Source organism: Brachybacterium sacelli, from assembly GCF_017876545.1.
Classification (GTDB): domain Bacteria; phylum Actinomycetota; class Actinomycetes; order Actinomycetales; family Dermabacteraceae; genus Brachybacterium; species Brachybacterium sacelli.
The window spans coordinates 2,955,278-2,981,128 of record NZ_JAGIOD010000001.1; the positions used below are offsets into that span (position 1 = coordinate 2,955,278).

Below are 25,851 nucleotides of genomic sequence, written 5' to 3' on the forward strand. Positions count from 1 at the left end.
GTACGATCGGGGCATGAGACCGGCCACCTCCCCGTCCCTGTTGCGACTCGGCCTGACCGGCGGCATCGGCTCCGGGAAGTCCACGGTCGCGGCGTTCTGGCGGGCGGCGGGGCACCGGGTGATCGACCTCGACGCCCACTCCCGAGCGGTCCTCGACGTGCCGGGCGACGGGGTCGAGGAGGCCGTCTCCCGCTTCGGCGAGCGGCTGCGCACCCCGGCGGGGACCATCGACCGCGCCGCCCTGGCGTCGATCGTCTTCGCCGATCCTGCGGCCCGCGACGATCTCGAGCACATCGTGCTGGGCCGGGTCGATCGTGCGGTCGCCGAGCAGGAGCTGGAGGCGGTCGCGGCGGGGGAGCGCCTCGTGATCCACGACAGCCCGCTGCTGCTGGAGAAGCGCCTGGAGGCCGACTACCAGGCGGTCATCGCCGTGCTCGCCCGACGCGAGGACCGCATCGACCGGGTGGTGCGGGACCGCGGCAAGGACCGTGCCTATGTCGAGTCGATCATGGCCGCCCAGGTCACCGACCTCGAACGGATCCGTCGCGCGGATCGACTGGTGCTGAACACGTCCGGGCGCGAGATCCTGGGCCGCCGCGCCGAGCACGCCCTGGCCGTCGTGACCGCGGGCCTCGTGGATTCCGCCGTGCGCTGACCGCGCGGCCCCGCCGTGTCGTCCGTCGGCCCCGGGTCGTAGGCTCGGATCATGCGCCCCGTCACCGATCTGGTCCGTGCCGAGCATCCCTTCGAGGTCGTCTCCGACTACAACCCTTCCGGCGATCAGCCGACCGCCATCGCCGATCTCACCCGTCGGCTCGAGGGCGGTGAGCAAGACGTGGTGCTGCTGGGCGCGACTGGCACCGGCAAATCCGCCACCACGGCCTGGTTGATCGAGCAGGTCCAGCGGCCCACGCTGGTGATGGCCCACAACAAGACCCTCGCCGCTCAGCTGGCCAGCGAGTTCCGAGAGCTGCTGCCGCACAACGCGGTGGAGTACTTCGTCTCCTACTACGACTACTACCAGCCGGAGGCGTACGTCCCGCAGTCGGACACCTACATCGAGAAGGACTCCTCGGTCAACGCCGAGGTGGAGCGGCTGCGGCACAGCGCGACCAACTCCCTGCTGACCCGTCGCGACGTGGTCGTGGTCTCCTCGGTCTCGTGCATCTACGGCCTGGGGACCCCGCAGGAGTACGTGGACCGCATGGTGCAGCTCTCCCGCGGTCAGCAGCTGGACCGCGACGAGCTGCTGACCCGTTTCGTGGACATGCAGTACGACCGCAACGACGTCGCCTTCGAGCGCGGCACCTTCCGGGTGCGCGGCGACACCGTCGAGATCATCCCCATGTACGAGGAGCTCGCGATCCGCATCGAGTTCTTCGGCGACGAGATCGACGCGCTGTACACGCTGCACCCGATGACGGGCGAGGTGATCCGCGGGGAGGACCACATCCACATCTTCCCCGCCTCCCACTACGTGGCCGGCCCCGAGCGTCTTTCCCGCGCCATCGGCACCATCGAGGTCGAGCTCGCCGAGCGGCTCGAGGAGCTCGAGGCCCAGAACAAGCTGCTCGAGGCGCAGCGGCTGCGCATGCGCACCACTCACGACCTCGAGATGCTGCGACAAATGGGCTCCACCAACGGCGTCGAGAACTACTCCCGCCACCTCGACGGGCGCGAACCCGGCACGGCGCCGAACACCCTCATGGACTACTTCCCCGAGGACTTCCTGCTGGTCATCGACGAGTCCCATGTGACCGTCCCCCAGATCGGCGCCATGTTCGAGGGTGACCGCTCTCGCAAGCGCACCCTCGTGGACTTCGGCTTCCGCCTGCCCAGCGCCCTGGACAACCGCCCGCTGACCTTCGCCGAGTTCACCGAGCGCACCGGGCAGACCGTCTATCTCTCCGCGACGCCCGCGGACTACGAGCTGGGCAGGGCCGACGGATATGTCGAGCAGATCATCCGTCCCACGGGCCTGGTGGATCCGGAGGTGATCGTCAAGCCCGTCAAGGGGCAGATCGATGATCTGCGGGAGGAGATCGACGCGCGGGTCCAGCGCGACGAGCGGGTGCTGGTGACCACGTTGACCAAGCGGATGGCCGAGGACCTCACCGACTTCCTGCTCGAGAACGGGGTGCGCGTGCAGTATCTGCACTCGGACGTCGACACCCTGCGCCGCATCGAGCTGCTGCGCTCCCTGCGTGCGGGCGAGTTCGACGTGCTGGTGGGCATCAACCTCCTGCGCGAGGGTCTGGACCTCCCCGAGGTCTCCCTGGTCGCGATCCTCGATGCGGACAAGGAGGGATTCCTGCGTTCGCGGACCTCGCTGATCCAGACCATCGGACGCGCCGCCCGCAACGTCTCCGGGCAGGTCCACATGTACGCGGACACGGTCACCGACTCGATGGAGTCCGCGATCGAGGAGACCAATCGTCGCCGCGAGAAGCAGATCGCGTTCAACGAGGCCAACGGGATCGACCCGACACCGCTGCGCAAGCGGATCGCGGACGTCACCGACATGCTGGCCCGCGAGGACATCGACACCGACACCCTGATGGCGACGGACTACCGCTCCGGCAAGGAGAAGGTCTCCCGGGACAGGGCGCGCGCCAATGCGGTCGACGCGGTCAGCGGGCGCACGGTCGACCTGGGCGAGGACCCGGTGGGTTCGCTCACCGGCATGATCGACGAGATGACCGCCCAGATGCATCAGGCCGCCGAGACCCTCCAGTTCGAGCAGGCGGCCCGGCTGCGCGACGAGGTGCAGGAGCTCAAGAAGGAGCTGCGCGCGATCCAGCGGTCCTAGTGGGCCGAGTGCCGCTGATCGCCGGTTCTGGTCTCGACGTGCAGATCGAGCGCCGCGACGGAGAGGTAGAACGGCGACGGGACGACGGGAGAGTGCCCGTGGAGCAGACGACTGCCGATCAACCTGGGCCAGCGGGGCGCCGCGCGGACTCCGGTGGCGTAGAGAGTCACCCGGTCCGGATCGACGGTGCGCAGAACTCCCGGTCCATACGTACCGCGCGCCAGGTGCTCCGGCATCCCCGGTGCATCGGTGCGGAGGACATGTCGAGGTGCCGACCAGGAGTCGGGATCCATGCTGAGCTCCGGTGCCGTGCTGGTCCACAGCCCCTGCGGAGGCATTCCTCCTGAGCCATGGATGTCTGCGCCGCGGGCGAGGACCATGAGCCATCCGCCCGGCACACGCGTGAGTGCGTTGTCGAAGAACCCCTCGCTCGAGGTGGTGAAGACCCGCGGGTCGGACCATGACGCACCATCGGCGCTCTCCGCGACGCGGATCTCGTAGTCGGGAAGGTCGCCGGGGCCGATCTCGAAGGGATTCGCCTGGAACCACATCAGGTAGCGGTCCCCATCGTGCACGACGAGCGGTTCGAGCACACTGCGACGGCGCCCATCACCACGGATCACGGGCTGCTCACGTCGGCGCCAACCACCGTCGAGGAGTTCGAGAGCGCCGATCGCATATTCGCTGCTCGGGCCGTACTGCTTCGCCGACCTCCTGCCTGTGTAGTAGATGCGTGCCGGCTGGTCGGCAGTGGACGGCACGTACGAGGGAGTGTGCATCCCGGCGGCGTCCCATGCACCGCGTGGAGGGTCAGGGGTGATGGCCAGCGCGCGACCGCGTGCATCTGCGGCCAGGTTCCAGGACGGGCCTGCGGGATCGCAGCCGGCCTCGAGGGTGGCGACGTAGAGGCGGTTGCGAAACGAGGTCGAGAAACCTCCGAGGAACATGGTTGCCACGCCGTCGATGACGTGGACGTCGGGATCGCCGAGGCCGAGGACGCCGCGCGGCATCGGGCCATCGACCATGTCCCACAGCTGCACCGGACGAGAAACGGCGGGAGGAGTGTTCATCGCTGACTCCGCGAAGAGAGCACGTCGAGATGACGCGGACTCCCCTGCGGATCGGGTAGGTCGGTGCCTCGACGCCAGTAGCCGAGGTCTCATCCCGCCGCTGATCTACTCCCGGTACCTCTCGGGGGTCTGGGAGCGGCAGTGGCAGGAGGTCAGCCCCCAGTACGACAAGGAGCGCTATCTGCGGGATCTCATCGTGCGCCAGCGCTCGGCGACGGAGCTGGCCGGGCTCGGCACCTCCGAGCGCGTCGGAGAGATGGTCGCCGCGCGCTGGCGCGTCATCGACTCCATCATGGCCAAGGCCCCCCGCCCCGAGGCGTTGGGGAACGCCGCCAGCGGGATCGTCTCGGCGGCCCTGCTCGGCGGGGCGATCCTCGCGGTGGTGGTCGGCGCGCAGTTCGAGTCACCGGCGGTGGCCGGCATCTACGGCGTGATGGCGGCGATGACCGCCGCCGCCGGAGCCGGGCTGAACGCCGGGCTCGCGATCGAGAACCTCCCTCTCACCCGAGGTCTCCACGAGTTCCTCGCCGTCGGCCGACCGAGCAGGACGCACCCCGCCGCTGGGGTGGTCCAGCAGATCCGAGCTGACCACCTCACGCATCGCTACAGCGGCCGTGACCGCGACGCCATCACCGACGTGAGCATCGCGGCGCGGCGCGGCGAGGTGGTCGCGCTGGTCGGAGTCAACGGGGCCGGCAAGACCACCACGGTCAATGCGCTGCTCGGTCTGGTGACCCCGCAGGCCGGCGAGGTCCTGCTCGACGGAGCGACCCGGGCCGAGCTCGGCGAGGCGGAGTGGCTGTCGCGTTTCGGGCTGCTGACCCAGTAGTTCGGACGCTTCGAGCTGACGGTGCGCGAGGCGGTGCGCCTGGGATCCCCCCGCGAGGACGTGACGGACGCGGAGGTCTGGGACGCGCTGCGCTCCGCCCATGCGGCGGACATGGTCGCGGCCATGCCGGAGGGTCTGGATCAACAGCTCGGGGAGCAGTGGGGTGGGGTCGGCATCTCCGGGGGCCAGTGGCAGCGGCTGGCCCTCGCGCGGATCTACCTCCGCGACGCCCCGATCTGGGTGCTGGACGAGCCGACGTCGGCGATCGACGCGGAGGCCGAGCAGGAGATCTTCCACGAGCTGCAGCGCACGAAGCACGGTCGGATCACCGTCGTCGTCTCGCACCGGGCATAGACGCTCAAGGAGATGGACCGGATCTACGTCGTCGACGAGGGTCGGGTCCTCGAGCAGGGGAGCTACGAGGACCTGCTCGTCCAGGACGGCAGGTTCGCGGCCATCTTCGCCGAGCAGAGGTGAGAGACCCTGCGCTTGACGCCGCGGGCGCCGTGCTTGAAGGTCACCGCATGACGATCACCGTGGAACCCCTCCGAGTCGAGGACGCCGGGGCGATGGTCGCCGCGGAGGACGAGGAGACGATCCGCCGGCTCACCGGAGGGCGCAGCACGATCGAGGGCACGCGCGAGTACGTGCGTCGCCTCGCGGAGAACGCCCTCGCCGGCAGCACCAAGCGCGCCTTCACGATCCGGGTCGACGGCGAGTGCGTGGGCTCGATCGACCACGACGCCGACCCGCAGGACGGCATCGGGCCCGGTGACGTGAACATCGCCTACGTCCTCGCCCCGTGGCTGCGAGGACGCGGGATCACCGCCCGTGCCGTCGAGCTGCTCTGCGCCGAGCTGAGTAGGCGGGGTGCGGGGGAGCGCGCCGTGATCCGCTGCGAGGCCGACAACCTCGCTTCGGTGCGGGTCGCCGAGAAGGCCGGATTCGCCTACGTGCGGGACGTGCTCGGTACCAGCGAGGACGACGAGCGCAGCAGTCCCGTGCGCCACCGCGTGTACGTCCGGGCGCTCTGAGCCCGCTCGAGGATGCCGCGGTGATCGCCGGGCGGACGGCGCCCGGCCGGTGTGCGCTCGAGCAGCGGGACGCGGTGGGACGCCTCGAGACCGCGCTGGACCATGGGAGCGCCCCACCTGGTCACGAGCAGGACGACGAGCGCTCCCAGCACGGCGCCGGCGAGGACGTCGTGCGGGTAATGGACCCCGACGAGGACTCGGCTGAGGGCGATGAGCCCGGCGAGCGGGAGCGCACCGAAGGCCAGGCGGGCGGACATCACCGCCACCGCCACCGCGATCGCGGCCGAGATGGTCGCGTGGTTGCTGGGCCAGGACCAGTCCGCGGCGTCCGGGCAGGCCGTGATCGTCTCGACCGCGAAGTTCCGGCACGGCCGCAGCTCGGCCACGAGCACCTTGATCGTCTCGCTGGCCAGATACGCGAGGACCACGCCTGCTCCGGCCGCGAGCCCCCGGGCCAGCGCGGGCGGACCCTGGCGGCGCGCGTGCAGGATCGCGATCCCGAACATCACCATCAGGCCGAGGATCCCGTGCTCGGAGATGCCGGCGATCCCGGTGCGGACGGCAGAGGGCAGCTCGGCGGCTGCTGCGACGGCGCCACGGTAGGTCATCCCGCGCACGAGCAGCAGGGCGAGGACCGCCGTCCCGGCGAGGAGGAGCACCGCCCCGAGCAGCAGGAGCGGGTGGGAGGTGGCGGGGGAGCGTCGATGTCGCATCCCTCCAGCACAGCAGGCCCGCTCCCGCGGCGTCGTCCGCCCACGGGCGGAGATCGCCCGGGCCACCCAGGCCGTGGGCGCGGGCGGTGGCATGAGTTCGCGGTACCGCCTCTCGTCGGACGGGAACACGACGTTCGTCGACGCTGCGCGGCACCGTGCCCGATACAGTCGGCCGCACGAAGAGACCGGAACCTTCTGAGGAGCACCACCACCGATGACCACGTCGCGACGCACCAGGATCATCTCCTACGTTGTCGGAGGTACGGCCGCAGCGGCCCTCGGTGCCGTGCCGCTGCACCGCCTGCCGCGGCCGATCCGGATCGGCTACGTCCTCGCCCCCGCGGTGCTCACCATGGGCGTCACCCTCTTCAGCCTGCGCGCGCGGGATACCGGTGCGGTCGCCGCACCGGGCGCCGGGAACGAACCCGAGGACACCGGGACGACGAACTCCGAGGAGGACGGGCATCCGGAGCCATGGGTCGGCCGGATCGGCCTGTCACTCGCCCTGGGCGCCGTGCTCGCCGGCGCGGGCGCTGCCTGGATCCGGATCGACCACCGGCTCGAGACGGCCCTGCGCTCCCGAGGGGTCGCGGCGCCGCGCCTGGTCCTGGGACTTGCCACCGGGGCTCTCACCGTCGCCGTCACCGCCCTCGAGCAGGAGAGCGGGAAGGATCCGCTCACTTCGTCGGCGAGCGCTCCGTGATCGTCAGGTCCAGCGGGAAATCGACGACGCTGCCGGGGAACAGCAGGCGCCCGGCCGCGTCGGCGGAGGAGAGGATCGCGGAGGCGGCCGCCTCGGCCTGAGCGGCGGGTGCATGCACGATCACCTCGTCGTGCAGGAAGAAGACCAGGTGCGCTCGCGCGGCGAACACCGGTCCGGAGGCCGTCGCCGCATCCGTCTCGGGGACCGGCTCGAAGCGCGCCAGGGCCAGGCGCAGCGCCGCGAGCCAGGACAGTGCCCACTCCGCCGCTGTGCCCTGCACGACGAAGTTGCGGGTGAAGCGCCCCCGGTCCCGGGCCGCGCGGCGCGCACGCTCCTGCTCCCGCGCCGCGGCATCGGGGAGGTTCGCGCCGGTCTGCGCCCGCGTCCACTCCGCCTCCGGGGCGGGGGAGGAGCGGCCCAGCCAGGTCGAGACGGTCCCTCCGCGCTCACCGGTGGCGGCGGCGTCGTCGACCAGCCGCATCGCCTCGGGGAAGTTCCGCCGAAGCCGCGGCACCACCCGGCCGCTGTCCCCCGTGGTCCCGCCGTACAGCGCGCCGAGCACGCCCACCTTCGCCTCCTGCCGGGTCTCGACCACCCCGGCGTCGACGATGCCCGAGTAGAGGTCCCGGTCCGCCCCGGCCTCGGCCATCGCGCGGTCGCCGGACATCGCGGCCAGCACTCGCGGCTCCAGCTGGGACACGTCGGCGCTGACCAGGCGCCAGCCGGCATCGGCCCGCAGCGCCGGGCGCAGCTGGCGAGGGATCTGCAGCGCCCCGCCGCCGCTCGCGGCCCAGCGTCCCGTGACCACCCCTCCCGGGACGTAGACGGGACGGTACCGGCCCTCCTCGACCCATTCCTCGAGCCAGGCCCAGCCGTTGGCGGCGAGCAGGCGGGACATCTTCTTGTAGCGCAGCAGCGGGTCGATCGCCGGGTGGTCGTGCTCCATCAGCTCCCACTGCGAGGTGGACTCGACGTCGATCTCCGCCCGGTGCAGAGCGCGCAGCAGTTTCGGCGGGGAGTCGATGCCCAGCATCGGGTCGCCGAGCGCGGTCCTCACCTCCGCGGCGGCCTCGGCCATCCGCGACGGGGTCTGGCCGGTGCCTGGCCGGGGCCCGAGGGCCTCGGTGAGGATCCGGTCGTGCTCGGCGACGTCCCAGGGGATCCCGGCGGCGTGCAGCTCGGCGGCCACCAGGGCCCCGGCGGACTCCGCCGCCAGCAGCAGCCGGAGCCTGCCCGGATCCGCGGCGCCGTCGGTGGCGGTGCGCTGCCGCGCGAACTCCGCCCGTGCCTCCTCGAGAGCGTGCGGCACCCCGCCGCTGCGCGAGGAGTCGTCGAGGTCGAACAGCGTCGCGCCCCGAGCGGGTTCCTCGAGCGCCTGATCGATCGGGGCGTCCCAGGCCGTCGCCTCGCGAAGGCGGCCTGCGTCACCCACCAGCTGCGAGTGGCGCAGGATCACGTGGATCAGACGCAGGTCGTGGCACCGGGAGACCGTCACCCCGGCGGCCAGCAGCCTCGGGTACCAGGTCGCGGTGTCGCTCCACACCCAGCGCGGCCCGGCCTCTTCCTCGGCGTGCCGGACGTGCTCGGGCCACTGCGCCGACGGGACGTCCCGCGTCTCGAGCTCGCTCCCGTCGGCGTCGAGCTCGACCACGGTCACCGCTTCGCGCGTGCCGCGGCCCACGAGGCACCACGCGGGAGTCCGACGCGTCGTCCCCTGCTGCGCGGTGGTGGTCACGGGGCCACCGTACTGCGCGGCACGGCGCCGACCGAGGGCGCGGCGGAGCGGAGCGGCGCGCTCATGGCCGCCGGGGGTCCGGCGGCGCGTGCGGAGTCACCAGCCGCGCTCGCGCCACTGCGGCAGGGAGGGTCGCTCGGCCCCGAGGGTGGTGTCGTCCCCGTGCCCCGGGTAGACCCAGGTCTCGTCCGGAAGACGGTCGAAGACGCGCTGGGTGATGTCGTCGATCAGCTGGGCGAAGCGCTGCGGATCCGAGTCCGTGTTGCCCACCCCTCCGGGGAACAGCGAGTCCCCGGTGAACAGGTGGTGGGTCTCGGCCCCTTCGTCATCGATGCCCTGCCACAGCACCGCGACGGAGCCCGGTGTGTGCCCGCGCAGCGCGATGATCTCGACCCGCTGCTCTCCGAACTCGACCACGTCCTGATGGGAGAGGGGGAGATCGATCCTGGTCATGATCGTCTCGGCGTCCGGCGCACCGGCCGCGGTGCGGGCCTCGGTGGCGGCGGCCAGCTCCGCCAGCGCCCCGATGTGATCGTGATGGTTGTGCGTGGTGACGATGAGGTCCAGCCGCTCCTGCTCCGACCCCTCGGCGACCAGGCGGCGCAGCCGCTCCGGCTCGGCGGCCGCGTCGATCAGCAGCTGCGCCCCCGTCGACCGACAGGTCAGCAGATAGGCGTTGTTGTCCATCGATCCCACGGAGGCCTTGCGGATCTGCAGTCCGGGCAGAGTGCGCAGGGCACTGTCACCATGGGGTTCGGCATGTCCGGTGTACTCGTTCTCAGTCATGCCCCCAGTATGTCGCGTCCGTCTCGTGGCGAACAGCTGTTCGAACGTCGGTCCCGCTCGTAGGATGTCCGGGTGACTGATTCCCTCGTCGTCCGCGGTGCGCGCGAGCACAACCTCAAGAACATCGACATCGACATCCCCCGGGACCACCTGGTGGTCTTCTCCGGGCTGTCCGGCTCCGGCAAGAGCTCCCTCGCCTTCGACACGATCTTCGCCGAGGGGCAGCGCCGTTACGTCGAGTCGTTGTCCGCCTACGCCCGGCAGTTCCTGGGGCAGATGGACAAGCCCTCGGTCGATCTCATCGAAGGGCTCTCCCCGGCGGTCTCGATCGACCAGAAGTCCACCAACCGCAACCCGCGCTCGACGGTCGGCACGATCACCGAGATCTACGACTACCTGCGCCTGCTGTTCTCCCGCACCGGGGTCCAGCACTGTCCGATCTGCGGCGAGCCGGTGAGCTCCTCCTCGGCCGAGCAGATCGTCGACACCCTGCTCGACCAGGCGGCCGGCACCCGCTTCCAGCTGCTGGCGCCGGTGGTGCAGGGTCGCAAGGGCGAGCACACCGACCTCCTCAGCGCCCTGCGCTCCCAGGGCTACGCCCGCGCCCGGATCGACGGGGTCACACGCCGCCTGGACGAGGAGATCAGCCTCGACAAGAACATCAAGCACACCCTCGAGGTGGTGGTCGACCGCCTGGCCGCCAAGCCGGACTCCCGCCGCCGCCTCACCGACTCGGTCGAGACCGCGCTGCGCCTGGCCGAGGGCATCGTCCTGGTCGACTTCGTCGACGTCGAGGAGGACTCCGAGGACCGTCTGCGCCGCTTCTCCGAGAAGCGCGCCTGCCCCAACGACCATCCGCTCGCGATCGACGACATCGAGCCGCGCACCTTCTCGTTCAACGCGCCCTACGGCGCCTGCCCCGAGTGCACCGGCATCGGCATGCGGCTCGAGGTCGATCCCGAGCTCGTGATCCCCGACGAGGATCTCAGCCTGGCCGACGGGGCGATCGCGCCGTGGACCATGGGCTCGTCCGACCGCCACCAGGAGGTCATCGCCGCGCTCGCCGAGGAGCTCAGCTTCTCCATGGACAGCCCGTGGCGAGCGCTGCCCGAGCGCGCCCGGGACGCGCTGCTGCACGGCAAGGACTACAAGGTCCATGTGAAGTACCGCAACCGCTTCGGGCGCGAGCGCACCTACGCCACCGGCTTCGAGGGCGTCATGCACTTCCTCGAGCGCCGCCACTCCGACACCGAGTCGGACTGGGCCAAGGAGCGCTACGAGCAGTTCATGCGCGAGGTCCCGTGCCCCGCCTGCCAGGGGGCGCGACTGCGCCCCGAGGTCCTCGCGGTCACCGTCGGCGGTCGCTCGATCTCCGAGGTCACCGAGATGTCGATCCGCGACGCCCTCACCTTCCACGAGGGGCTCGAGCTCGGCGTGCGCGAGGCCGCGATCGCCGACGAGGTGCTCCGGGAGATCCGCTCCCGCCTGGGCTTCCTGCTCGACGTCGGTCTGGACTACCTCAATCTCGCCCGCGCCGCCGGGACGCTGTCCGGCGGGGAGGCCCAGCGCATCCGCCTGGCCACCCAGATCGGCTCCGGTCTGGTGGGAGTGCTCTACGTCCTCGACGAGCCCTCGATCGGCCTGCACCAGCGCGACAACGAGCGCCTGATCGCGACCCTGACCCGGCTGCGGGACCTCGGCAACACGCTCATCGTCGTCGAGCACGACGAGGACACCCTCAACGCCGCCGACTGGGTGGTGGACATCGGGCCGTTGGCCGGTGAGCACGGCGGACAGGTGGTCCATTCCGGATCGGTCGAAGGGCTCAAGGACAACCCGGACAGCCTCACCGGCCGCTATCTCAGTGGGAAGCTCTTGATCCCGCTCCCGCTGACCCGGCGACCGGTGGACCGCTCCCGGATGGTCAAGGTGCTCGCCCCTCGCGCCAACAACCTCGTCGGGCAGGACGTCAGCTTCCCGCTCGGGGTGCTCACCGCCATCACCGGCGTCTCCGGTTCCGGCAAGTCCTCCCTGGTCAACGACATCCTCTACGCGGTCCTGGCCAAGGAGCTCAATCGGGCCCGGATCGTGCCGGGCCGCCACAAGCGCGTCACCGGCCTCGAGCACCTCGACAAGGTGGTCCACGTCGACCAGTCGCCGATCGGCCGCACCCCGCGTTCGAACCCCGCCACCTACACCGGGGTCTGGGACCGGGTGCGCACCCTGTTCGCCCAGACCGCCGAGGCGAAGATCCGCGGCTACACCGCCGGGCGCTTCTCCTTCAACGTCAAGGGCGGGCGGTGCGAGGCCTGCTCCGGCGACGGCACCCTGAAGATCGAGATGAACTTCCTGCCGGACGTGTACGTCCAGTGCGAGGTGTGCCACGGCCAGCGGTACAACCGCGAGACCCTCGAGGTGAAGTTCAAGGACAAGAACGTCGCCGAGGTGCTGGGGATGTCGATCGCGGAGGCGCTGGAGTTCTTCGACGCCGTGCCCGCGATCCGCCGGCAGATGCAGACCCTGGTCGACGTGGGCCTGGGCTACGTGAAGCTCGGGCAGTCCGCGACCACCCTCTCCGGCGGCGAGGCGCAGCGGGTGAAGCTCTCCTCCGAGCTGCACAAGCGCTCCAACGGCCGCACCATCTATGTGCTCGACGAGCCCACCACGGGGCTGCACTTCGAGGACGTCCGCAAGCTGCTCGAGGTGCTCGGCGGACTGGTCGACAAGGGCAACACCGTCCTCGTCATCGAGCACAACCTCGACGTCATCAAGACTGCCGACCATGTCATCGACCTCGGCCCCGAGGGCGGCGCGGGCGGCGGACGCGTCGTCGCCACCGGCACGCCCGAGGAGGTCGCGGCGGTGGACGGCTCCTACACCGGGCGCTTCCTCGCCCCGATGCTCGGGGACGGGCGGTCGGGCCGCTCCGGACGGAACTGAGGACCGAGTCGTCATGGCAGATCCCTCCACCTACCGCCCCGCCACCGGTTCCATTCCCACCCGGCCGGGGGTGTACCGCTTCCGTGACGAGCACGGACGGGTCATCTACGTCGGGAAGGCGAAGAACCTCCGCCAGCGCCTGGTCAACTATTTCCAGGACCTCACGGTGCTGCACGAGCGCACCCGGCGCATGGTCACGACCGCCGCGGGTGTGGAGTGGACGGTGGTGGGCACGGAGGTCGAGGCGCTCACCCTCGAGTACACGTGGATCAAGGAGTTCGACCCGCGGTTCAACGTCAAGTTCCGCGACGACAAGTCCTATCCCTATCTGGTGCTCACGATGGGGGAGAAGGTGCCGCGGGTGCACATCACCCGTCGTCCCCGCGCCAAGGGCGACCGGACCTTCGGGCCCTACCCGCAGGTCGGGGCGATCCGCGAGACCCTCGATCTGATGCTGCGGGTGTTCCCGATCCGCTCCTGCACGCCCGGGGTCTACCGCCGCGCCGAGCGTTCCGGGCGCCCCTGCCTGCTGGGCTTCATCGGCAAGTGCGCCGCACCCTGCGTCGGCGACATCTCCGTGGACGACCATCGTCGCCTCGCCGAGCAGTTCGCGGACTTCATGGCCGGCAACACCGCCACCTACACCCGCCGGATCGAGAAGCAGATGCGGGAGGCCGCCGCGGCGATGGACTACGAGACCGCCGCCGGCCTGCGCGACGACCTCGAGGCCCTGGACAAGGTGATGGAGAAGAACTCGGTGGTGCTCTCGGACGCCACCGACGCCGATCTGGTGGGACTGGCCCAGGACGAGCTCGAGGCCTCCGTGCAGGTTTTCCACGTGCGCGGCGGCCGGATCCGGGGCCAGCGCGGCTGGACCGCCGAGATCCTCGACGACTCCACCGCGCCCGATCTCGTCGAGCGCGCCCTGACCACTCTGTACACCGAGGGGCAAGCCCCCAAGGAGGTGCTGGTCCCCGTCCAGCCCACCAACCGCGACCAGGTGCTCGAGCTGATCGGCCGGCCTGTCGATCTGCGCATCCCGCAGCGCGGGGAGAAGAAGGACCTGCTGGCCACCGTCACCGAGAACGCGGCCGAGGCGCTGCGGCTGCACCGGCTCAAGCGCACCGGCGACCTCACCGCCCGCACCAGGGCGCTCGAGGACCTGGGGGAGGCGCTCGGCCTGGCCGAGCCCCCGCTGCGCATCGAATGCTTCGACATCTCCCATTCCCAGGGCACGAACGTGGTCGGCTCCCAGGTGGTCTTCGAGGACGGGCTGCCGAAGAAGAGCGAGTACCGCCGCTACTCTGTCAGCGGCGCGGCGGCCCGCGACGACACCGCCTCGATGCATGACGTGCTCACACGGCGGCTCAAGCATCACCTCGACCCGCCCGAGAAGACCGAGGAGGAGTCGAGGCGTTTCGCCTACCCGCCCTCGCTGATCCTGGTCGACGGCGGCCCCCCGCAGGTCGCCGCCGCACAGCGGGTCCTCGACGAGCTCGGGATCACCGACATCGCCCTGGCGGGCATCGCCAAGCGGCTCGAGGAGATCTGGCTGCCCGGGGACGACTACCCGGTGATCCTGCCGCGCACCAGCGAGGCCCTGTTCCTGGTGCAGCGCCTGCGGGACGAGGCCCATCGCTTCGCGATCACGTACCACCGCTCCAAGCGGGGCCGGGCCATGCAGGCCAGCGCGCTCGACGGTGTCCCCGGCCTGGGTCCGGCGCGGCGTCGTACCCTGCTGGATCGCTTCGTGACCGTCTCCGCGATCCGCGAGGCGAGTGAGGAGGAGCTCCAGGAGGTGGACGGGATCGGGCCCGCGTTGGCCGCGCAGTTGCTGGCCGCGCTACGATCCGACCAGGCGACGGACACCGGCGCCGCGAGGGACGACAGCGCGGGCGAGGACTCGCTCGACGTCGCGGTGGACATGGCCACCGGCGAGATTCTCGACCGCTGAGTCGACCCCGCGCAGCCCACGACCCTGGAAGGAGCGTCCTGTGCAGGACGAGCCCTCGATGGCACCCCGCTCCGACACGACGGGCGACGTCGTCATCATCACCGGCCTCGCCGGTGCCGGGCGGGAGACCGCCGCGCACGCCCTCGAGGACATGGGCTGGTACGTCGTCTACAACATCGCCCCCCAGCTGATCACCACCCTGTACGAGCTGCGCGAGAGCGCCGTCGGCCGCCAGAATCGCTTCGCCGTGGTCGTCGATCCTCGCTCCGGGCCCTTCTTCTCCGAGCTCTCGGACGTGGTGCCTCAGCTGCGCCGCGCCGATCTGCGGCTGCGCCTGCTGTTCCTCACCGCCGACGAACCCACGCTGGTGCGCCGCTTCGACTCCGTGCGTCGTCCCCACCCGCTGCAGGGGGACGAGGGGGTGCTCGAGGGGATCCGGCGCGAGCGCGAGATGCTCGCGCCCTACCGTCGCATGGCCGATCTGGTGGTCGACACCTCTCCGCTGAACGCGCACCAGCTGACCATGAAGATGCGTTCCGTCTTCGGCACCAGCGAGGAGCAGCGGCTCACCGTGACCATGCTGTCCTTCGGGTTCAAGTACGGGATCCCGCTGGAGGCCGACCACGTCAGCGACGTGCGGTTCATCCCCAATCCGTACTGGGTGCCCGAGCTCAAACCCCTGCGCGGCACGGATAAGGAGGTGGCCGACTTCGTCCTCGGGGACGCCAATGCGAAGGAGTTCGTCGAGAAGTACCTCGAGATGATCACGCCCGTGCTGCGCGGCTACAGCTCCGAGAACAAGCACTTCGCGACGCTCGCCGTCGGCTGCACCGGCGGCAAGCACCGCTCCGTCGCGGTGGCCGAGAGGATCGGCGACGAGCTGCGGTCGGCCGGATACGCCGTCCGCATCCGTCACCGGGATCTGGGACGCGAATGAGCTCCATCGCTTCCCGCTCCGGAGCGCACCGCCTGCGCACGGCCGACCGCTCCGCCAGCGCCCGCCGCGGCCGTCGGGGCGACCCCCAGCGCCCCTTGCGTGTGGTCGCCCTCGGTGGCGGCCACGGCCTGGCCGCGAACCTGCGGGCCCTGCGCCTGCTGACCGACGACATCACCGCGGTGGTCACCGTCGCCGACAACGGCGGCTCCTCGGGGCGGATCCGCACCGAGATGCCGGTGCTGCCGCCGGGTGACCTGCGGATGGCGCTGGCCGCCCTGTGCGAGGACTCCGATTGGGGGTCCATCTGGGGCGACGTCATCCAGCACCGCTTCGAGACCGAGGGCGAACTGGACGGGCACGCGCTGGGCAATCTCCTGATCGTCTCGCTGTGGCAGATCCTCGAGGACCCCATCGAGGGCCTCGACCAGATGGCGGAGCTGCTCGGCGCCCGCGGTCGGGTGCTGCCCATGGCGCTGGAGCCGCTGGACATCGAGGCCCGGGTGCGCGGCACGGACGGCACATCGCGCACCATCAGCGGCCAGTGGCAGGTCGCCACGGCCGAGGGCCGCGTCGAGACGGTGCGCCTCGTCCCACCGCGTCCGCAGGTGCCCGAGGCCGTGCTCGAGGCCATCGACCGCGCCGACTGGATCATCGTCGGCCCCGGCTCCTGGTACACCTCGGTGCTGCCGCACCTGATGATCCCCGAGATCGCCGAGGCGATCCGCACCAGCCCGGCCCGGCGCTGCATCACCACGAACCTGTCGGTGGGCTCGCAGGAGGCCGAGGGGATGACCAGCCTGGACATGCTCGACGTGCTGCTGGAGCGGGCGGACGGCTGCCGCTTCGACGCCCTGGTCGCTGATCCCACGACCCTCGACGACGCGCTGGTGCTCGCCCAGTCCGCCGAGTCCCGCGGCATCCGGACCCTGCTGCGCCAGGTCAGCGTGGGCGACGGCCGGCCCCACCATGACCCGGTGCGCCTGGCCGCCGCTTATCGTGACCTGTTCGACGATGCCTACGGCGACGTCGAACCCACTCCCGGCACCACCGCGCCGGGCACCACGTACGGCGCGGTCACGGCCGACGCCCCATCGAACGAGGAGGACCTGCATGGCGCTGACGGGTGAAGCCAAGGAGGAGCTGAGCCACCTCGAGGTGACCCGGCCCTCGGCCCGAAAGGCAGAGGCGGCGGCGATGCTGCGCTTCGCCGGCGGGCTGCACCTGGTCGCCGGACGGGTCGTGGTCGAGGCGGAGCTGGATTCCGCCGCCGTCGCACGGCGGCTGCACGCGATCATCGGTGACATGTACGGCCACCGCGCCGACCTCGCGGTGCTCGCCCCGGCCGGGATCCGCCGCACCACCCGCTATCTCGTGCGGGTGGACCGCGAGGGCGGGATGCTCGCCCGCCAGACCGGACTGCTCGACGCCCGCGGCCGGCCCGTTCGGGGTATGCCCCCGTTCGTCGTCGGCGGTGCCGCGGTCGACGCGGAGGCCGCCTGGCGCGGCGCCTTCCTCGCCCGCGGGACCCTCACCGAGCCCGGCCGCTCCTCGGCGCTCGAGCTGTCCTGCCCGGGTCCGGAGGTGGCGCTGGCGATGGTCGGTGCGGCACGGCGCCTCGGGGTGGCCTCCAAGGCCCGCGAGGCTCGGGGCGCCGACCGGGTCGTGCTGCGCGACGGGGACGCCATCTCCACGCTGCTGGCTCGCATGGGGGCCCGCACGACGGTGCGGACCTGGGAGGAGCGGCGCACCAAGCGCGAGGTGAAGGCGACCGCCCATCGGCTGGCGAACTTCGACGACGCCAACCTGCGCCGCAGCGCGCGGGCCGCGGTGGCCGCCGGTCAGCGCGTCCAGCGCGCCCTCGAGATCCTCGGCGACGAGGTCCCCGAGCACCTGCAGGCGGCGGGACGGCTGCGGCTGGAGCACCGCCAGGCGAGCCTCGAGGAGCTCGGGCGGCTCGCCGATCCGCCGCTGACCAAGGACGCCGTCGCCGGACGGATCCGGCGACTGCTGGCGACGGCGGACAAGCGCGCGGAGGACCTGGGTCTGCCGGGGACCGATGAGGGCGTCGACGAGGAGCAGCTGCCGCCGTCTCCCGATCCCGGCGCGTGACACGTCCCGCAGCCGGGGTCCGGGGCATTGATAGGATTGTTCCGGTCGTCGGTCACCACCGGCGCCGTCCGAGCGTACGAGGGCGTGCGCGCCACTGTCCATACTTCGCAGATCCCCTGCGAATCTAGGAGGAACCGTGACCATTAAGGTCGGAATCAACGGATTCGGTCGCATCGGGCGCAACTACCTGCGCGCCGCGCTCGAGCAGAAGGCTGACATCCAGATCGTCGGGGTCAACGACCTCACCGACAACGCCACGCTCGCGAATCTCATCAAGTACGACTCCATCGGCGGTGCCCTCCCTGTCGAGGTCTCCCACGACGAGGACACGATCACGGTCGGCGAGACCACCTTCAAGGCGTTCGCCGAGCGCGACCCGAAGAACATCCCGTGGGGCGAGATCGGCGCCGACGTCGTCATCGAGTCCACCGGTATCTTCACCGACGCCGAGAAGGCCAAGGCGCACCTCGAGGCCGGTGCCAAGAAGGTCATCATCTCCGCTCCGGCGAAGAACGAGGACGCGACCTTCGTGATCGGCGTGAACGAGGGCGACTACGACCCCGCCTCCCACCACATCGTCTCCAACGCCTCCTGCACCACCAACAGCCTCGCTCCCGTGGCCAAGGTGCTCAACGACGAGTTCGGCATCGTCAAGGGCCTGATGACCACGATCCACGCCTACACGTCGGATCAGGTGCTGCAGGACGGTCCCCACAAGGACCCGCGTCGTGCCCGTGCCGCCGCGCTGAACATCATCCCCACCACCACCGGTGCGGCCAAGGCCGTGGCACTGGTGCTGCCGGAGCTCAAGGGCAAGCTCGACGGCTACTCGCTGCGCGTGCCGGTCCCCACCGGCTCGATCACCGATCTCACCTTCGAGGCCTCCCGCGAGGTCACCGCCGAGGAGGTCAACGCTGCCGTCAAGAAGGCGGCCGAGGGCCCGCTCAAGGGCGTTCTGCGCTACACCGAGGACCCGATCGTCTCCAAGGACATCGAGGGCGATCCGCACTCCGCGATCTTCGACGCGCAGCTGACCAAGGTCATCGGCAACCAGGTGAAGATCTTCTCCTGGTACGACAACGAGTGGGGCTTCTCCAACCGCCTCGTCGAGCTCTCGCAGCTCGTGGGCAAGTCCCTCTGATCCCCGCGTCGTCGTCCTGACGACCTGGACCTCCCCGGAGCCCGCCGGTCGCCACCCCGAGGGGTCGGTGCCCGGCGGGCTCCGCTCGTCCGACGGCCTCGCGCGCAGTCCGCTGCCGCGCGGCCACGACACGAAGGAACCACCACCGTGCTGAAGACCATCGATTCGCTCGGAGAGCTGCGCGGCAAACGCGTGCTCGTCCGGGCCGATCTCAACGTCCCGCTGGACGGGACCACCATCACCGACGACGGTCGCATCCAGGCCGCTCTGCCCACCCTCACGCGCCTCGTCGAGGCCGGTGCGCAGGTCGTGGTGATCTCCCACCTCGGCCGTCCGAAGGGCGCGCCCGAGGACAAGTACTCGCTGAAGCCCGTCGTCGGCCGGCTCGGCGAACTGCTGGGCCGGGAGGTCGCCTTCGCGAGCGACACCGTCGGCGAGTCCGCCCGCGCCGTCGTCGACGGTCTCGAGGACGGCCAGGTCGCCGTGCTCGAGAACCTCCGCTTCCATCCCGGCGAGACCGCGAAGGACGACGCCGAGCGGCTGTCCTTCGCCACGCAGCTGGCCGCCCTCGGGGACGCCTTCGTCTCCGACGGCTTCGGCGTCGTCCACCGCAAGCAGGCCTCGGTCTACGAGCTCGCGACCCTGCTGCCCTCGGCCGCGGGCGAGCTGGTGCTGCGCGAGGTCGACTCCCTGCGCAAGGTCACCGACTCACCCGAGCGGCCCTTCGTGGTCGTCCTCGGCGGGGCCAAGATCGCCGACAAGCTCGGCGTGATCGACAGCCTGCTGAGCAAGGCCAACCGCCTCCTCATCGGCGGCGGCATGGCCTACACCTTCCAGAAGGCGAAGGGCTACGAGGTCGGCGACTCGCTGCTGGATACGAGCAAGCTCGACGTGGTGCGCGAGTACATGGAGCGCGCCGAGCGCAATGGCGTCGAACTGGTCCTCCCGGTCGACACCGTGGTGGCCCCCGAGTTCTCGGCGGACGCCCCGGCCACCGTGGTCGCGGCCGACGCCATGCCGGCCGACCAGGAGGGCATGGACATCGGACCGGAGACCGCGAAGCTGTTCGGCGAGAAGATCGCCGACGCCGCCACCGTGTTCTGGAACGGCCCGATGGGCGTGTTCGAGTTCGAGACATTCGCGGCCGGTACTAAGTCGGTCGCCGAGGTCCTCTCCGCGGCCGAGGGCTACACCGTGGTCGGGGGCGGCGACTCCGCGGCCGCGGTCCGCACGCTCGGGTTCGACGAATCCCTCTTCTCGCACATCTCCACCGGCGGCGGCGCGAGCCTCGAACTCATCGAGGGCCAGGAGCTGCCGGGAATCTCCATCCTCGAGGAGGACACCAAGTGAGCAACCGTACCCCGCTGATGGCGGGCAACTGGAAGATGAATCTCGACTGGAAGCAGGGCCTGGCCCTCGTCGAGGAGCTGGGCGACCAGCTGAAGTCCGTCGACACCGACCGCGTCGAGGTCGTCGTGCTGCCCCCGTTCGTCGACATCCGCACCGTGCAGACGGTGGTCGAGGCCGACAAGCTCCCCATCGGCTACGGCTCCCAGGACATCTCCGCGCACGAGTCCGGTGCCTACACCGGGGAGGTCTCCGGGGCGATGCTGAAGGCCCTCGGCGCGACCTACACGACGGTCGGGCACTCCGAGCGCCGTCAGTACCACGCCGAGACCGAGGAGGTCACCGACGCGAAGGTGAAGGCCTCCTTCGACGCGGGGCTGACCCCGATCCTGTGCGTCGGCGAACCGCTCGAGGAGCGTCAGGCCGGCAAGCACGTGGAGTACACCCTCGCGCAGCTCGAAGGCGGCATCGCGTCCCTGAGCGCCGAGCAGGCGAAGCAGATCGTCATCGCCTACGAGCCTGTCTGGGCCATCGGCACCGGCGAGGTCGCGACCCCCGACGACGCCCAGGAGGTGTGCGCCGCGATCCGTGACGCCCTGCGCGCCCTCCACGGGGACGAGGTTGCCGACGCCGTGCGCGTCCTGTACGGCGGCAGCGTGAAGTCCTCCAACGTCGTCGAGCTGATGGGCAAGGAGGACGTCGACGGGGCCCTCATCGGCGGCGCCTCGCTGAAGGCCGAGGAGTTCGCCCGGATCGCGGGCTTCCAGAGCTGAGTTAGCGGTAGGAGCTCAGCAGAACTGAGCGAGAGGCGTGCCACGCGGGCCGGATCCCCCTGGGGTCCGGCCCGTGGCGTATGCTGGATCGGTCCTCCTGTCTCCGTGGAAGGTGTCCTCCCTCGTGGATCTGCCCCTCCTGAAGCTCATCCTTCAGATTCTGCTGGCCGTGTTCAGCCTGCTGGCCATCATGCTCGTGCTCCTGCACAAGGGCCGCGGCGGTGGCCTGTCCGACATGTTCGGCGGCGGCGTCTCCTCCTCGGCCAGCGCCTCCGGCGTGGCCGAGCGCAACCTGAACCGTCTGACCGTGACGGTCGCTGTGCTCTGGGGCGCCAGCTGCGTCGGCCTGGGCATCCTGGAGCGCTTCCTCTGAGCGCCCCCTCCTGAGCCTCAGACGGCGGGCCGGTCACCCTCGTGGTGACCGGCCCGCCGTCTGCTCAGCGGCCGCGATCGACGAGGACCGGCCGCCGCGGATCCATGATCCGCGACGGCCGGTCCGGGGCTGCTGCAGCTCAGCGCGTCAGCTGCGCGGCGGCCGCCTCGTCGAGGAACCAGGTGGTCGAGCCCAGTCCCCGCACGGCGGAGGCGGGGACCGGCCAGGGGTTGATGGTCCCGTGCGCGGCGGCGACCGCATCGGCCTTCTCCTCGCCCGCGACCAGCAGCGCGACATGCCGCGCCGAGTTCAGCACGGGCCACGTGAGGGAGACTCGCTCGGGCGGAGGCTTCGGCGAGCCGGTCACCGCGATCGCGCTGGCCCCGACCTGCCGCTGGTCCGGGTGCTCGGGGAACAGGGAGGCAATGTGCCCGTCCGGCCCCACGCCCAGCATCAGCACGTCGAAGAAGGCGCGCCCACGGGTGCGGAACGGCTCGTCGCCGCCGGACTGGTCCAGCTGCTGGCCGTACCGGGCCGCCGCCTCCTCCAGGGACATGCCGTCGGCCGGGGAGGGCATCACGTGGATGTTCCGCGCCGGCATCCCGGACTCCTGGAGCGGCTCCAGCAGCCCCTCGCGCACCGCGACCTCGTTGCGGTCGCTCGAGTCCGGGTCGACGAAGCGCTCGTCACCCCACCAGAGGTGCAGGCGCGAGACGTCGACGTCGGCGGCGGCCAGCGCCGCCGGCAGCGCCCGGGCCGTCGCCGTGCCGACGGTGCCGCCGGTGACCACGAGGTGGGCGAGGTTGCGCTGGTCGAGGGCCGTGGCGAGCTGGGACGCGGCGCTCTCGGCGGCGGCGGTGGCGACCGCCGCGGCATCGGGCAGCACCCTGTCGGTGGGCTCGGGCTTCCCGCTCGCATAGGTGCCGGAGTCGTCGATCGCGCTGAAGGCGGTGGCGAGCACCTCGCCGTAGACCTCGTCCGGATCCAGGCGCCGCAGCTCCTCGGCGAGCAGCTCGCTGAGGGTGCGGCGGGGCATGGTCACGTGCTGACCACTGTCATCGCTCGGCAGCGTCATCACGATCGAGTCGTCGCTGACGCGGGTGAGGTCGATGACGCCGTCCTCACGGATCAGCCGTACCCCGTGCACCCCGATGGAATCGGTGGTGCCCGAGGTGGTCTCGACGATCTCGGCGTCGACCCCGAGGCTGTGCGAGAGCCAGGCGGCCAGGAGGACCACGGAGGGGTTGTCGGCGGCGCCGGAGACCTCCACCCGCTGCGGGACGGTCACCGGCGGAACCTCGAAGGCGCTGGCGACCAGCCCGCGCCAACGGGTCAGTCGTGACCAGGCCAGGTCGGAGTCCCCGCTGGTGTACCCGCGGCGCAGGCGCTTGAGCGTGTCGAGCGGGCCCGCGCAGGCGGCGGCATCGGTGATGCGCCGCTGGGACATGGAGCCCAGCACGTCGTGGACGGGGGCGGACGGGGCGGTCTCCGGCCACCAGGTGACGATCGGTGCGTCCGGCAGCAGGAGCGCCATCACGAGGGTGTCCAGCGAGGACATGATCTCCCCGCGGGCCCGCAGGATCACGATCTCGCCGGCGCCGGCGTCGCGTCCCACCCGGATCTCGGCGTCGAGCCCCGAGGTCTCCGCCTCGGGGTCGGCGTCGACCACGAGCACCCGGGCGGGATGCTCGTGGCTCGCGCTGATGGCGGCCTCGAGGGGTTCCTCGATGTCGCCGGTGGCGATGATGATCAGGGTGAGGACCCGGCCGATGGTGTTCGCGCCGAAGGTCTCCCGCATCTCGATCATCTTCTTGTCGATCGCCGATGCGGTGGTGTCGTTCAGGGTGGTGATCACGGTCGCCTCCAGGTACGTCCGTCACGAGCGAGCATCTCGTGCGCGGTGTCGGGGCCCCAGCTGCCGGGGCGGTAGGGCGCCGGCTTGAGGTTCTCGGCCCAGAACTCGGTGATGGGATCGAGGATCTTCCAGGACAGCTCGACCTCCTTCTGGCGCGGGAACAGCGGCGGATCGCCCAGGAGCATGTCCAGGATCAGCCGCTCGTACGCCTCGGGGGACTCCTCGGTGAAGTTCATGCCGTAGGCGAAGTCCATGGTCACGTCCCGCACCTCCATCTGGGTGCCGGGCACCTTGGAGCCGAAGCGCATGGTCACGCCCTCGTCGGGCTGGACGCGGATGACGATCGCGTTCTGGCCCAGGTCCGCGGTGTCCGTGGAGCGGAAGGGCAGGAACGGGGCCTGCTTGAACACCAGGGCGATCTCGGTGACCCGGCGTCCCAGGCGCTTGCCGGCCCGCAGGTAGAACGGCACACCCGCCCAGCGTCGGGTGGCGATGTCCAGACGCATGGCGGCGAAGGTCTCGGTGATCGAGTCGTCCGGGATCCCGTCCTCCTCGAGGTACGGGCGGACCTCCTCGCCGCCCTGCCAGCCGCCCACGTACTGGCCCCGCGCGGTGTGCGCGGCGAGGTCGTCGGGCAGCTCGAGCGCGGAGAGCACCTTCTCCTTCTCCGCGCGCAGGTCCGAGGCGCGGAAGGAGACCGGCTCCTCCATGGCGGTCAGCGCGAGCAGCTGCAGCAGATGGTTCTGGATGACGTCGCGGGCGGTGCCGATGCCGTCGTAGTAGCCGGCACGGGAGCCGATGCCGATGTCCTCGGCCATCGTGATCTGCACGTGGTCGACGTATCCGGCGTTCCACACCGGCTCGAACATCTGGTTCGCGAAGCGCAGCGCCAGGACGTTCTGGACGGTCTCCTTGCCCAGGTAGTGGTCGATGCGGAAGACGTCCTCGGGCCGGAAGACCTTCTCTACCACGTCATTGAGCTCGCGAGCGGACTCCAGGTCATGACCGAAGGGCTTCTCGATCACCACGCGGCGCCAGGAACCGTCCCGCGGGGTGTTCAGCCCCGAGTTCGCCAGCTGCTCGCAGACCTGCGGGAACGCGTCCGGCGGGATCGAGAGGTAGAAGGCGTGATTGCCGCCGGTGCCGCGGGTGCGGTCCAGCTCGCCGACCACCTCGGTCAATCGTTCGAAGGCCGCGGTGTCGTCGAAAGTGCCGGTGACGAACCGCAGTCCGCCGCGCAGCTGCTCGAAGACGCTCTCGGAGAACCCGGTGCGCGAGTGCTCCGCCACCGATGTGCGAACGTACTCGGCGAAGTCGTCGTCGGACCAGTCGCGGCGGCCGTAGCCGACCAGGCCGAAGCTGGGCGGCAGCAGTCCGCGGTGGGTGAGGTCGTAGATCGCCGGCAGGAGCTTCTTGCGGGCGAGGTCGCCGGTGACGCCGAACATCACCATGGAGCTGGGACCGGCGATGAGGGGGAGGCGGCGGTCGCGGGGATCGCGCAGCGGGTTGACGAGATCCTCGGCCCCGAGCGGGGGAGTGCTGGAATCGGTCACGGTCGTCCTTTCTCGGACACGGACTGCGAGAGCACGGCCCGCCCCGGAGGACGGGACCGTGCTCACCGCGGGGAGTCTCAGGCGCTGACGTCGTCGATCGACGCCGACACGGTCTCGAGGAGCTCCTCCCAGGCCTTCTCGAACTTCTCGACCCCTTCGCGCTCCAGGAGCGCGAAGACGTCGTCGAGGTCCACCCCGGCCTCGGCCACGCGCTCGAGCACGGCCTGCGCGGACGTGGCGATCTCGGCGTTCAGGGTCGCTGCGGGCTCGGAGTGGTCCGCGACCGCGTCGAGGGTCTTCTCGGGCATGGTGTTGACCGTCGGCTCGGCGACCAGGCGGTCGACGTAGAGGGTGTCCGGGTAATCGGGGTTCTTCACGCCGGTGGACGCCCACAGCGCGCGCTGGGTGTTCGCGCCCTGTGCCTGGAGGGCCTCGAAGCGCTCCGAGCCGAAGGACTCGAGGTAGGTGCCGAAGGCGACCTGGGCGTTGGCGACGCCGGCGCTGCCGCGCAGGGTCTCCGCCTCGCCGCCGAGGGCCTCCAGGCGCTTGTCGATCTCGGCATCCACGCGGGAGACGAAGAACGAGGCCACGGAGTGGATCGAGGAGAGGTCCTTGCCGGACGCGGCGGCCTTCTCGAGACCGCTGAGGTAGGCATCGATGACCTCGACGTAGCGGTCGACGGAGAAGATCAGGGTCACATTGACGCTGATGCCCTCGGCGATGACCGCGGTGATCGCCGGGAGACCCGCCTTGGTCGCGGGGATCTTCACGAAGAGGTTGTCGCGGCCGACGACCTCGTGCAGCCGCTTGGCCTGCGCGACGGTCTCCTCCGTGTCGTGCGCCAGGCGCGGGTCGACCTCGATGCTCACGCGGCCGTCGATCCCGTGGGAGGCGGTGTGGACACCCTCGAAGAGATCGGCGGCGCTGCGGACGTCATCGGTGGTGAGCTTCTCCACGACGGCGTCGACATCCTTGCCGTCCTTCGCGAGGGCGGCGATGTCCTCGTCGTAGTCCTCGGCGCCGGAGATCGCTGCCTGGAAGATCGACGGGTTCGTGGTCACGCCGACGACGTTCTTGGTGTCGACGAGCTCCTGCAGGTTGCCGGAGCTCAGGCGCTGGCGCGAGAGGTCGTCGAGCCAGATGGAGACGCCGGCGTCGGTGAGGGCCTGGGTGCGGGGATTCTGGGTCAT

At 70.7% G+C, this 25,851-nt stretch carries 20 protein-coding genes and 1 pseudogene; 14 read left to right on the top strand and 7 right to left on the bottom strand.

Annotated features, from left to right (window positions below):
- Positions 1-13 precede the first annotated feature (13 nt).
- Together coaE and uvrB are read left to right on the top strand one after the other, a co-directional pair.
- Entirely contained in the window at positions 14-655 is a 642-nt protein-coding gene (gene coaE / locus JOF43_RS13340; protein WP_209902725.1) for a dephospho-CoA kinase, read from the top strand.
- A 51-nt stretch (positions 656-706) separates the two neighbouring features.
- Positions 707-2,809 (top strand): excinuclease ABC subunit UvrB, encoded by a 2,103-nt coding sequence (gene uvrB, locus JOF43_RS13345; protein WP_209902727.1) that lies wholly within the window; start codon positions 707-709, stop codon positions 2,807-2,809.
- Here the strand turns inward: uvrB and JOF43_RS13350 are convergent.
- A complete protein-coding gene (locus tag JOF43_RS13350) occupies positions 2,806-3,879 on the bottom strand; it encodes a hypothetical protein (RefSeq protein ID WP_209902729.1) in 1,074 nt (357 codons plus the stop codon). The two genes, uvrB and JOF43_RS13350, sit on opposite strands and share 4 nt — an antisense overlap.
- Positions 3,880-4,171: 292 nt before the next feature.
- On the opposite strand from JOF43_RS13350, the pseudogene JOF43_RS22660 reads away from it, so the two are divergent.
- Positions 4,172-5,062, top strand: a pseudogene (locus tag JOF43_RS22660) (ATP-binding cassette domain-containing protein).
- A gap of 170 nt (positions 5,063-5,232) precedes the next feature.
- Entirely contained in the window at positions 5,233-5,742 is a 510-nt protein-coding gene (locus JOF43_RS13365; RefSeq protein ID WP_209902735.1) for a GNAT family N-acetyltransferase, read from the top strand.
- Here the strand turns inward: JOF43_RS13365 and JOF43_RS13370 are convergent.
- Positions 5,658-6,455, bottom strand: a complete 798-nt coding sequence (locus tag JOF43_RS13370; RefSeq protein ID WP_209902737.1) for a phosphatase PAP2 family protein — start codon at positions 6,453-6,455, stop codon at positions 5,658-5,660. The genes JOF43_RS13365 and JOF43_RS13370 overlap by 85 nt on opposite strands.
- Before the next feature lie 214 nt (positions 6,456-6,669).
- Here JOF43_RS13370 and JOF43_RS13375 point away from each other — a divergent pair, with 214 nt between their 5' ends.
- The gene (locus JOF43_RS13375; protein WP_209902738.1) at positions 6,670-7,158 is read left to right on the top strand and encodes a hypothetical protein; all 489 of its coding nucleotides are present in this window, start codon (positions 6,670-6,672) and stop codon (positions 7,156-7,158) included.
- Here JOF43_RS13375 and JOF43_RS13380 read toward each other — a convergent pair.
- Complete coding sequence (locus JOF43_RS13380) at positions 7,133-8,893, bottom strand: bifunctional 3'-5' exonuclease/DNA polymerase (protein ID WP_209902740.1); 1,761 nt, start codon at positions 8,891-8,893, stop codon at positions 7,133-7,135. The two genes, JOF43_RS13375 and JOF43_RS13380, sit on opposite strands and share 26 nt — an antisense overlap.
- Before the next feature lie 96 nt (positions 8,894-8,989).
- The gene (locus JOF43_RS13385) at positions 8,990-9,679 is read right to left on the bottom strand and encodes an MBL fold metallo-hydrolase (protein WP_209902742.1); all 690 of its coding nucleotides are present in this window, start codon (positions 9,677-9,679) and stop codon (positions 8,990-8,992) included.
- 72 nt (positions 9,680-9,751) lie between these two features.
- Here JOF43_RS13385 and uvrA point away from each other — a divergent pair, with 72 nt between their 5' ends.
- The 9 genes from uvrA to secG all read left to right on the top strand — a co-directional run bounded on the left by uvrA (position 9,752) and on the right by secG (position 21,253).
- Positions 9,752-12,619, top strand: coding sequence for an excinuclease ABC subunit UvrA (gene uvrA, locus JOF43_RS13390; RefSeq protein WP_209902744.1), 2,868 nt, complete (start codon positions 9,752-9,754; stop codon positions 12,617-12,619).
- A gap of 13 nt (positions 12,620-12,632) precedes the next feature.
- Positions 12,633-14,573: an excinuclease ABC subunit UvrC gene (gene uvrC, locus JOF43_RS13395; protein ID WP_209902746.1), complete on the top strand. Its 1,941-nt coding sequence runs from the start codon at positions 12,633-12,635 to the stop codon at positions 14,571-14,573.
- Between the two features lie 58 nt (positions 14,574-14,631).
- On the top strand, positions 14,632-15,510 hold the full coding sequence (gene rapZ / locus JOF43_RS13400) for an RNase adapter RapZ (protein ID WP_209903323.1): 879 nt from the start codon (positions 14,632-14,634) through the stop codon (positions 15,508-15,510).
- On the top strand, positions 15,507-16,637 hold the full coding sequence (locus JOF43_RS13405) for a gluconeogenesis factor YvcK family protein (protein ID WP_209902748.1): 1,131 nt from the start codon (positions 15,507-15,509) through the stop codon (positions 16,635-16,637). The genes rapZ and JOF43_RS13405 overlap by 4 nt, the downstream gene beginning before the upstream one ends.
- Positions 16,621-17,619, top strand: coding sequence for a DNA-binding protein WhiA (gene whiA / locus JOF43_RS13410; protein WP_209902750.1), 999 nt, complete (start codon positions 16,621-16,623; stop codon positions 17,617-17,619). Before JOF43_RS13405 ends, whiA begins: the two co-directional genes overlap by 17 nt.
- Before the next feature lie 136 nt (positions 17,620-17,755).
- Positions 17,756-18,760: a type I glyceraldehyde-3-phosphate dehydrogenase gene (gene gap, locus JOF43_RS13415; RefSeq protein ID WP_209902752.1), complete on the top strand. Its 1,005-nt coding sequence runs from the start codon at positions 17,756-17,758 to the stop codon at positions 18,758-18,760.
- Between the two features lie 147 nt (positions 18,761-18,907).
- Positions 18,908-20,110 carry a phosphoglycerate kinase gene (locus JOF43_RS13420; RefSeq protein WP_209902754.1) on the top strand — a complete coding sequence of 401 codons (1,203 nt, stop codon included), beginning with the start codon at positions 18,908-18,910 and terminating at the stop codon, positions 20,108-20,110.
- Positions 20,107-20,880 carry a triose-phosphate isomerase gene (gene tpiA, locus JOF43_RS13425; RefSeq protein ID WP_209902756.1) on the top strand — a complete coding sequence of 258 codons (774 nt, stop codon included), beginning with the start codon at positions 20,107-20,109 and terminating at the stop codon, positions 20,878-20,880. The genes JOF43_RS13420 and tpiA overlap by 4 nt, the downstream gene beginning before the upstream one ends.
- Before the next feature lie 130 nt (positions 20,881-21,010).
- Positions 21,011-21,253 carry a preprotein translocase subunit SecG gene (secG, locus tag JOF43_RS13430; RefSeq protein WP_209903325.1) on the top strand — a complete coding sequence of 81 codons (243 nt, stop codon included), beginning with the start codon at positions 21,011-21,013 and terminating at the stop codon, positions 21,251-21,253.
- 139 nt (positions 21,254-21,392) lie between these two features.
- On the opposite strand, the gene pgl is transcribed toward secG, so the two are convergent.
- From pgl to tal, 3 genes are all read right to left on the bottom strand, one after another.
- A complete protein-coding gene (gene pgl, locus JOF43_RS13435) occupies positions 21,393-23,108 on the bottom strand; it encodes a 6-phosphogluconolactonase (protein WP_209902758.1) in 1,716 nt (571 codons plus the stop codon).
- Positions 23,105-24,661, bottom strand: coding sequence for a glucose-6-phosphate dehydrogenase (zwf, locus tag JOF43_RS13440; RefSeq protein ID WP_209902760.1), 1,557 nt, complete (start codon positions 24,659-24,661; stop codon positions 23,105-23,107). The genes pgl and zwf overlap by 4 nt, the downstream gene beginning before the upstream one ends.
- 77 nt (positions 24,662-24,738) lie before the next feature.
- Positions 24,739-25,851, bottom strand: a complete 1,113-nt coding sequence (gene tal, locus JOF43_RS13445) for a transaldolase (RefSeq protein WP_209902762.1) — start codon at positions 25,849-25,851, stop codon at positions 24,739-24,741.

Bases quoted from the DNA above. Each gene is read 5' to 3' on its own strand.
- coaE (WP_209902725.1), top strand. From the start codon at position 14: ATGAGACCGGCCACCTCCCCGTCCCTGTTGCGACTCGGCCTGACCGGC.
- uvrB (WP_209902727.1), top strand. From the start codon at position 707: ATGCGCCCCGTCACCGATCTGGTCCGTGCCGAGCATCCCTTCGAGGTC.
- JOF43_RS13350 (WP_209902729.1), bottom strand. From the start codon at position 3,879: ATGAACACTCCTCCCGCCGTTTCTCGTCCGGTGCAGCTGTGGGACATG.
- JOF43_RS13365 (WP_209902735.1), top strand. From the start codon at position 5,233: ATGACGATCACCGTGGAACCCCTCCGAGTCGAGGACGCCGGGGCGATG.
- JOF43_RS13370 (WP_209902737.1), bottom strand. From the start codon at position 6,455: ATGCGACATCGACGCTCCCCCGCCACCTCCCACCCGCTCCTGCTGCTC.
- JOF43_RS13375 (WP_209902738.1), top strand. From the start codon at position 6,670: ATGACCACGTCGCGACGCACCAGGATCATCTCCTACGTTGTCGGAGGT.
- JOF43_RS13385 (WP_209902742.1), bottom strand. From the start codon at position 9,679: ATGACTGAGAACGAGTACACCGGACATGCCGAACCCCATGGTGACAGT.
- uvrC (WP_209902746.1), top strand. From the start codon at position 12,633: ATGGCAGATCCCTCCACCTACCGCCCCGCCACCGGTTCCATTCCCACC.
- rapZ (WP_209903323.1), top strand. From the start codon at position 14,632: ATGGCACCCCGCTCCGACACGACGGGCGACGTCGTCATCATCACCGGC.
- JOF43_RS13405 (WP_209902748.1), top strand. From the start codon at position 15,507: ATGAGCTCCATCGCTTCCCGCTCCGGAGCGCACCGCCTGCGCACGGCC.
- whiA (WP_209902750.1), top strand. From the start codon at position 16,621: ATGGCGCTGACGGGTGAAGCCAAGGAGGAGCTGAGCCACCTCGAGGTG.
- tal (WP_209902762.1), bottom strand. From the start codon at position 25,851: ATGACCCAGAATCCCCGCACCCAGGCCCTCACCGACGCCGGCGTCTCC.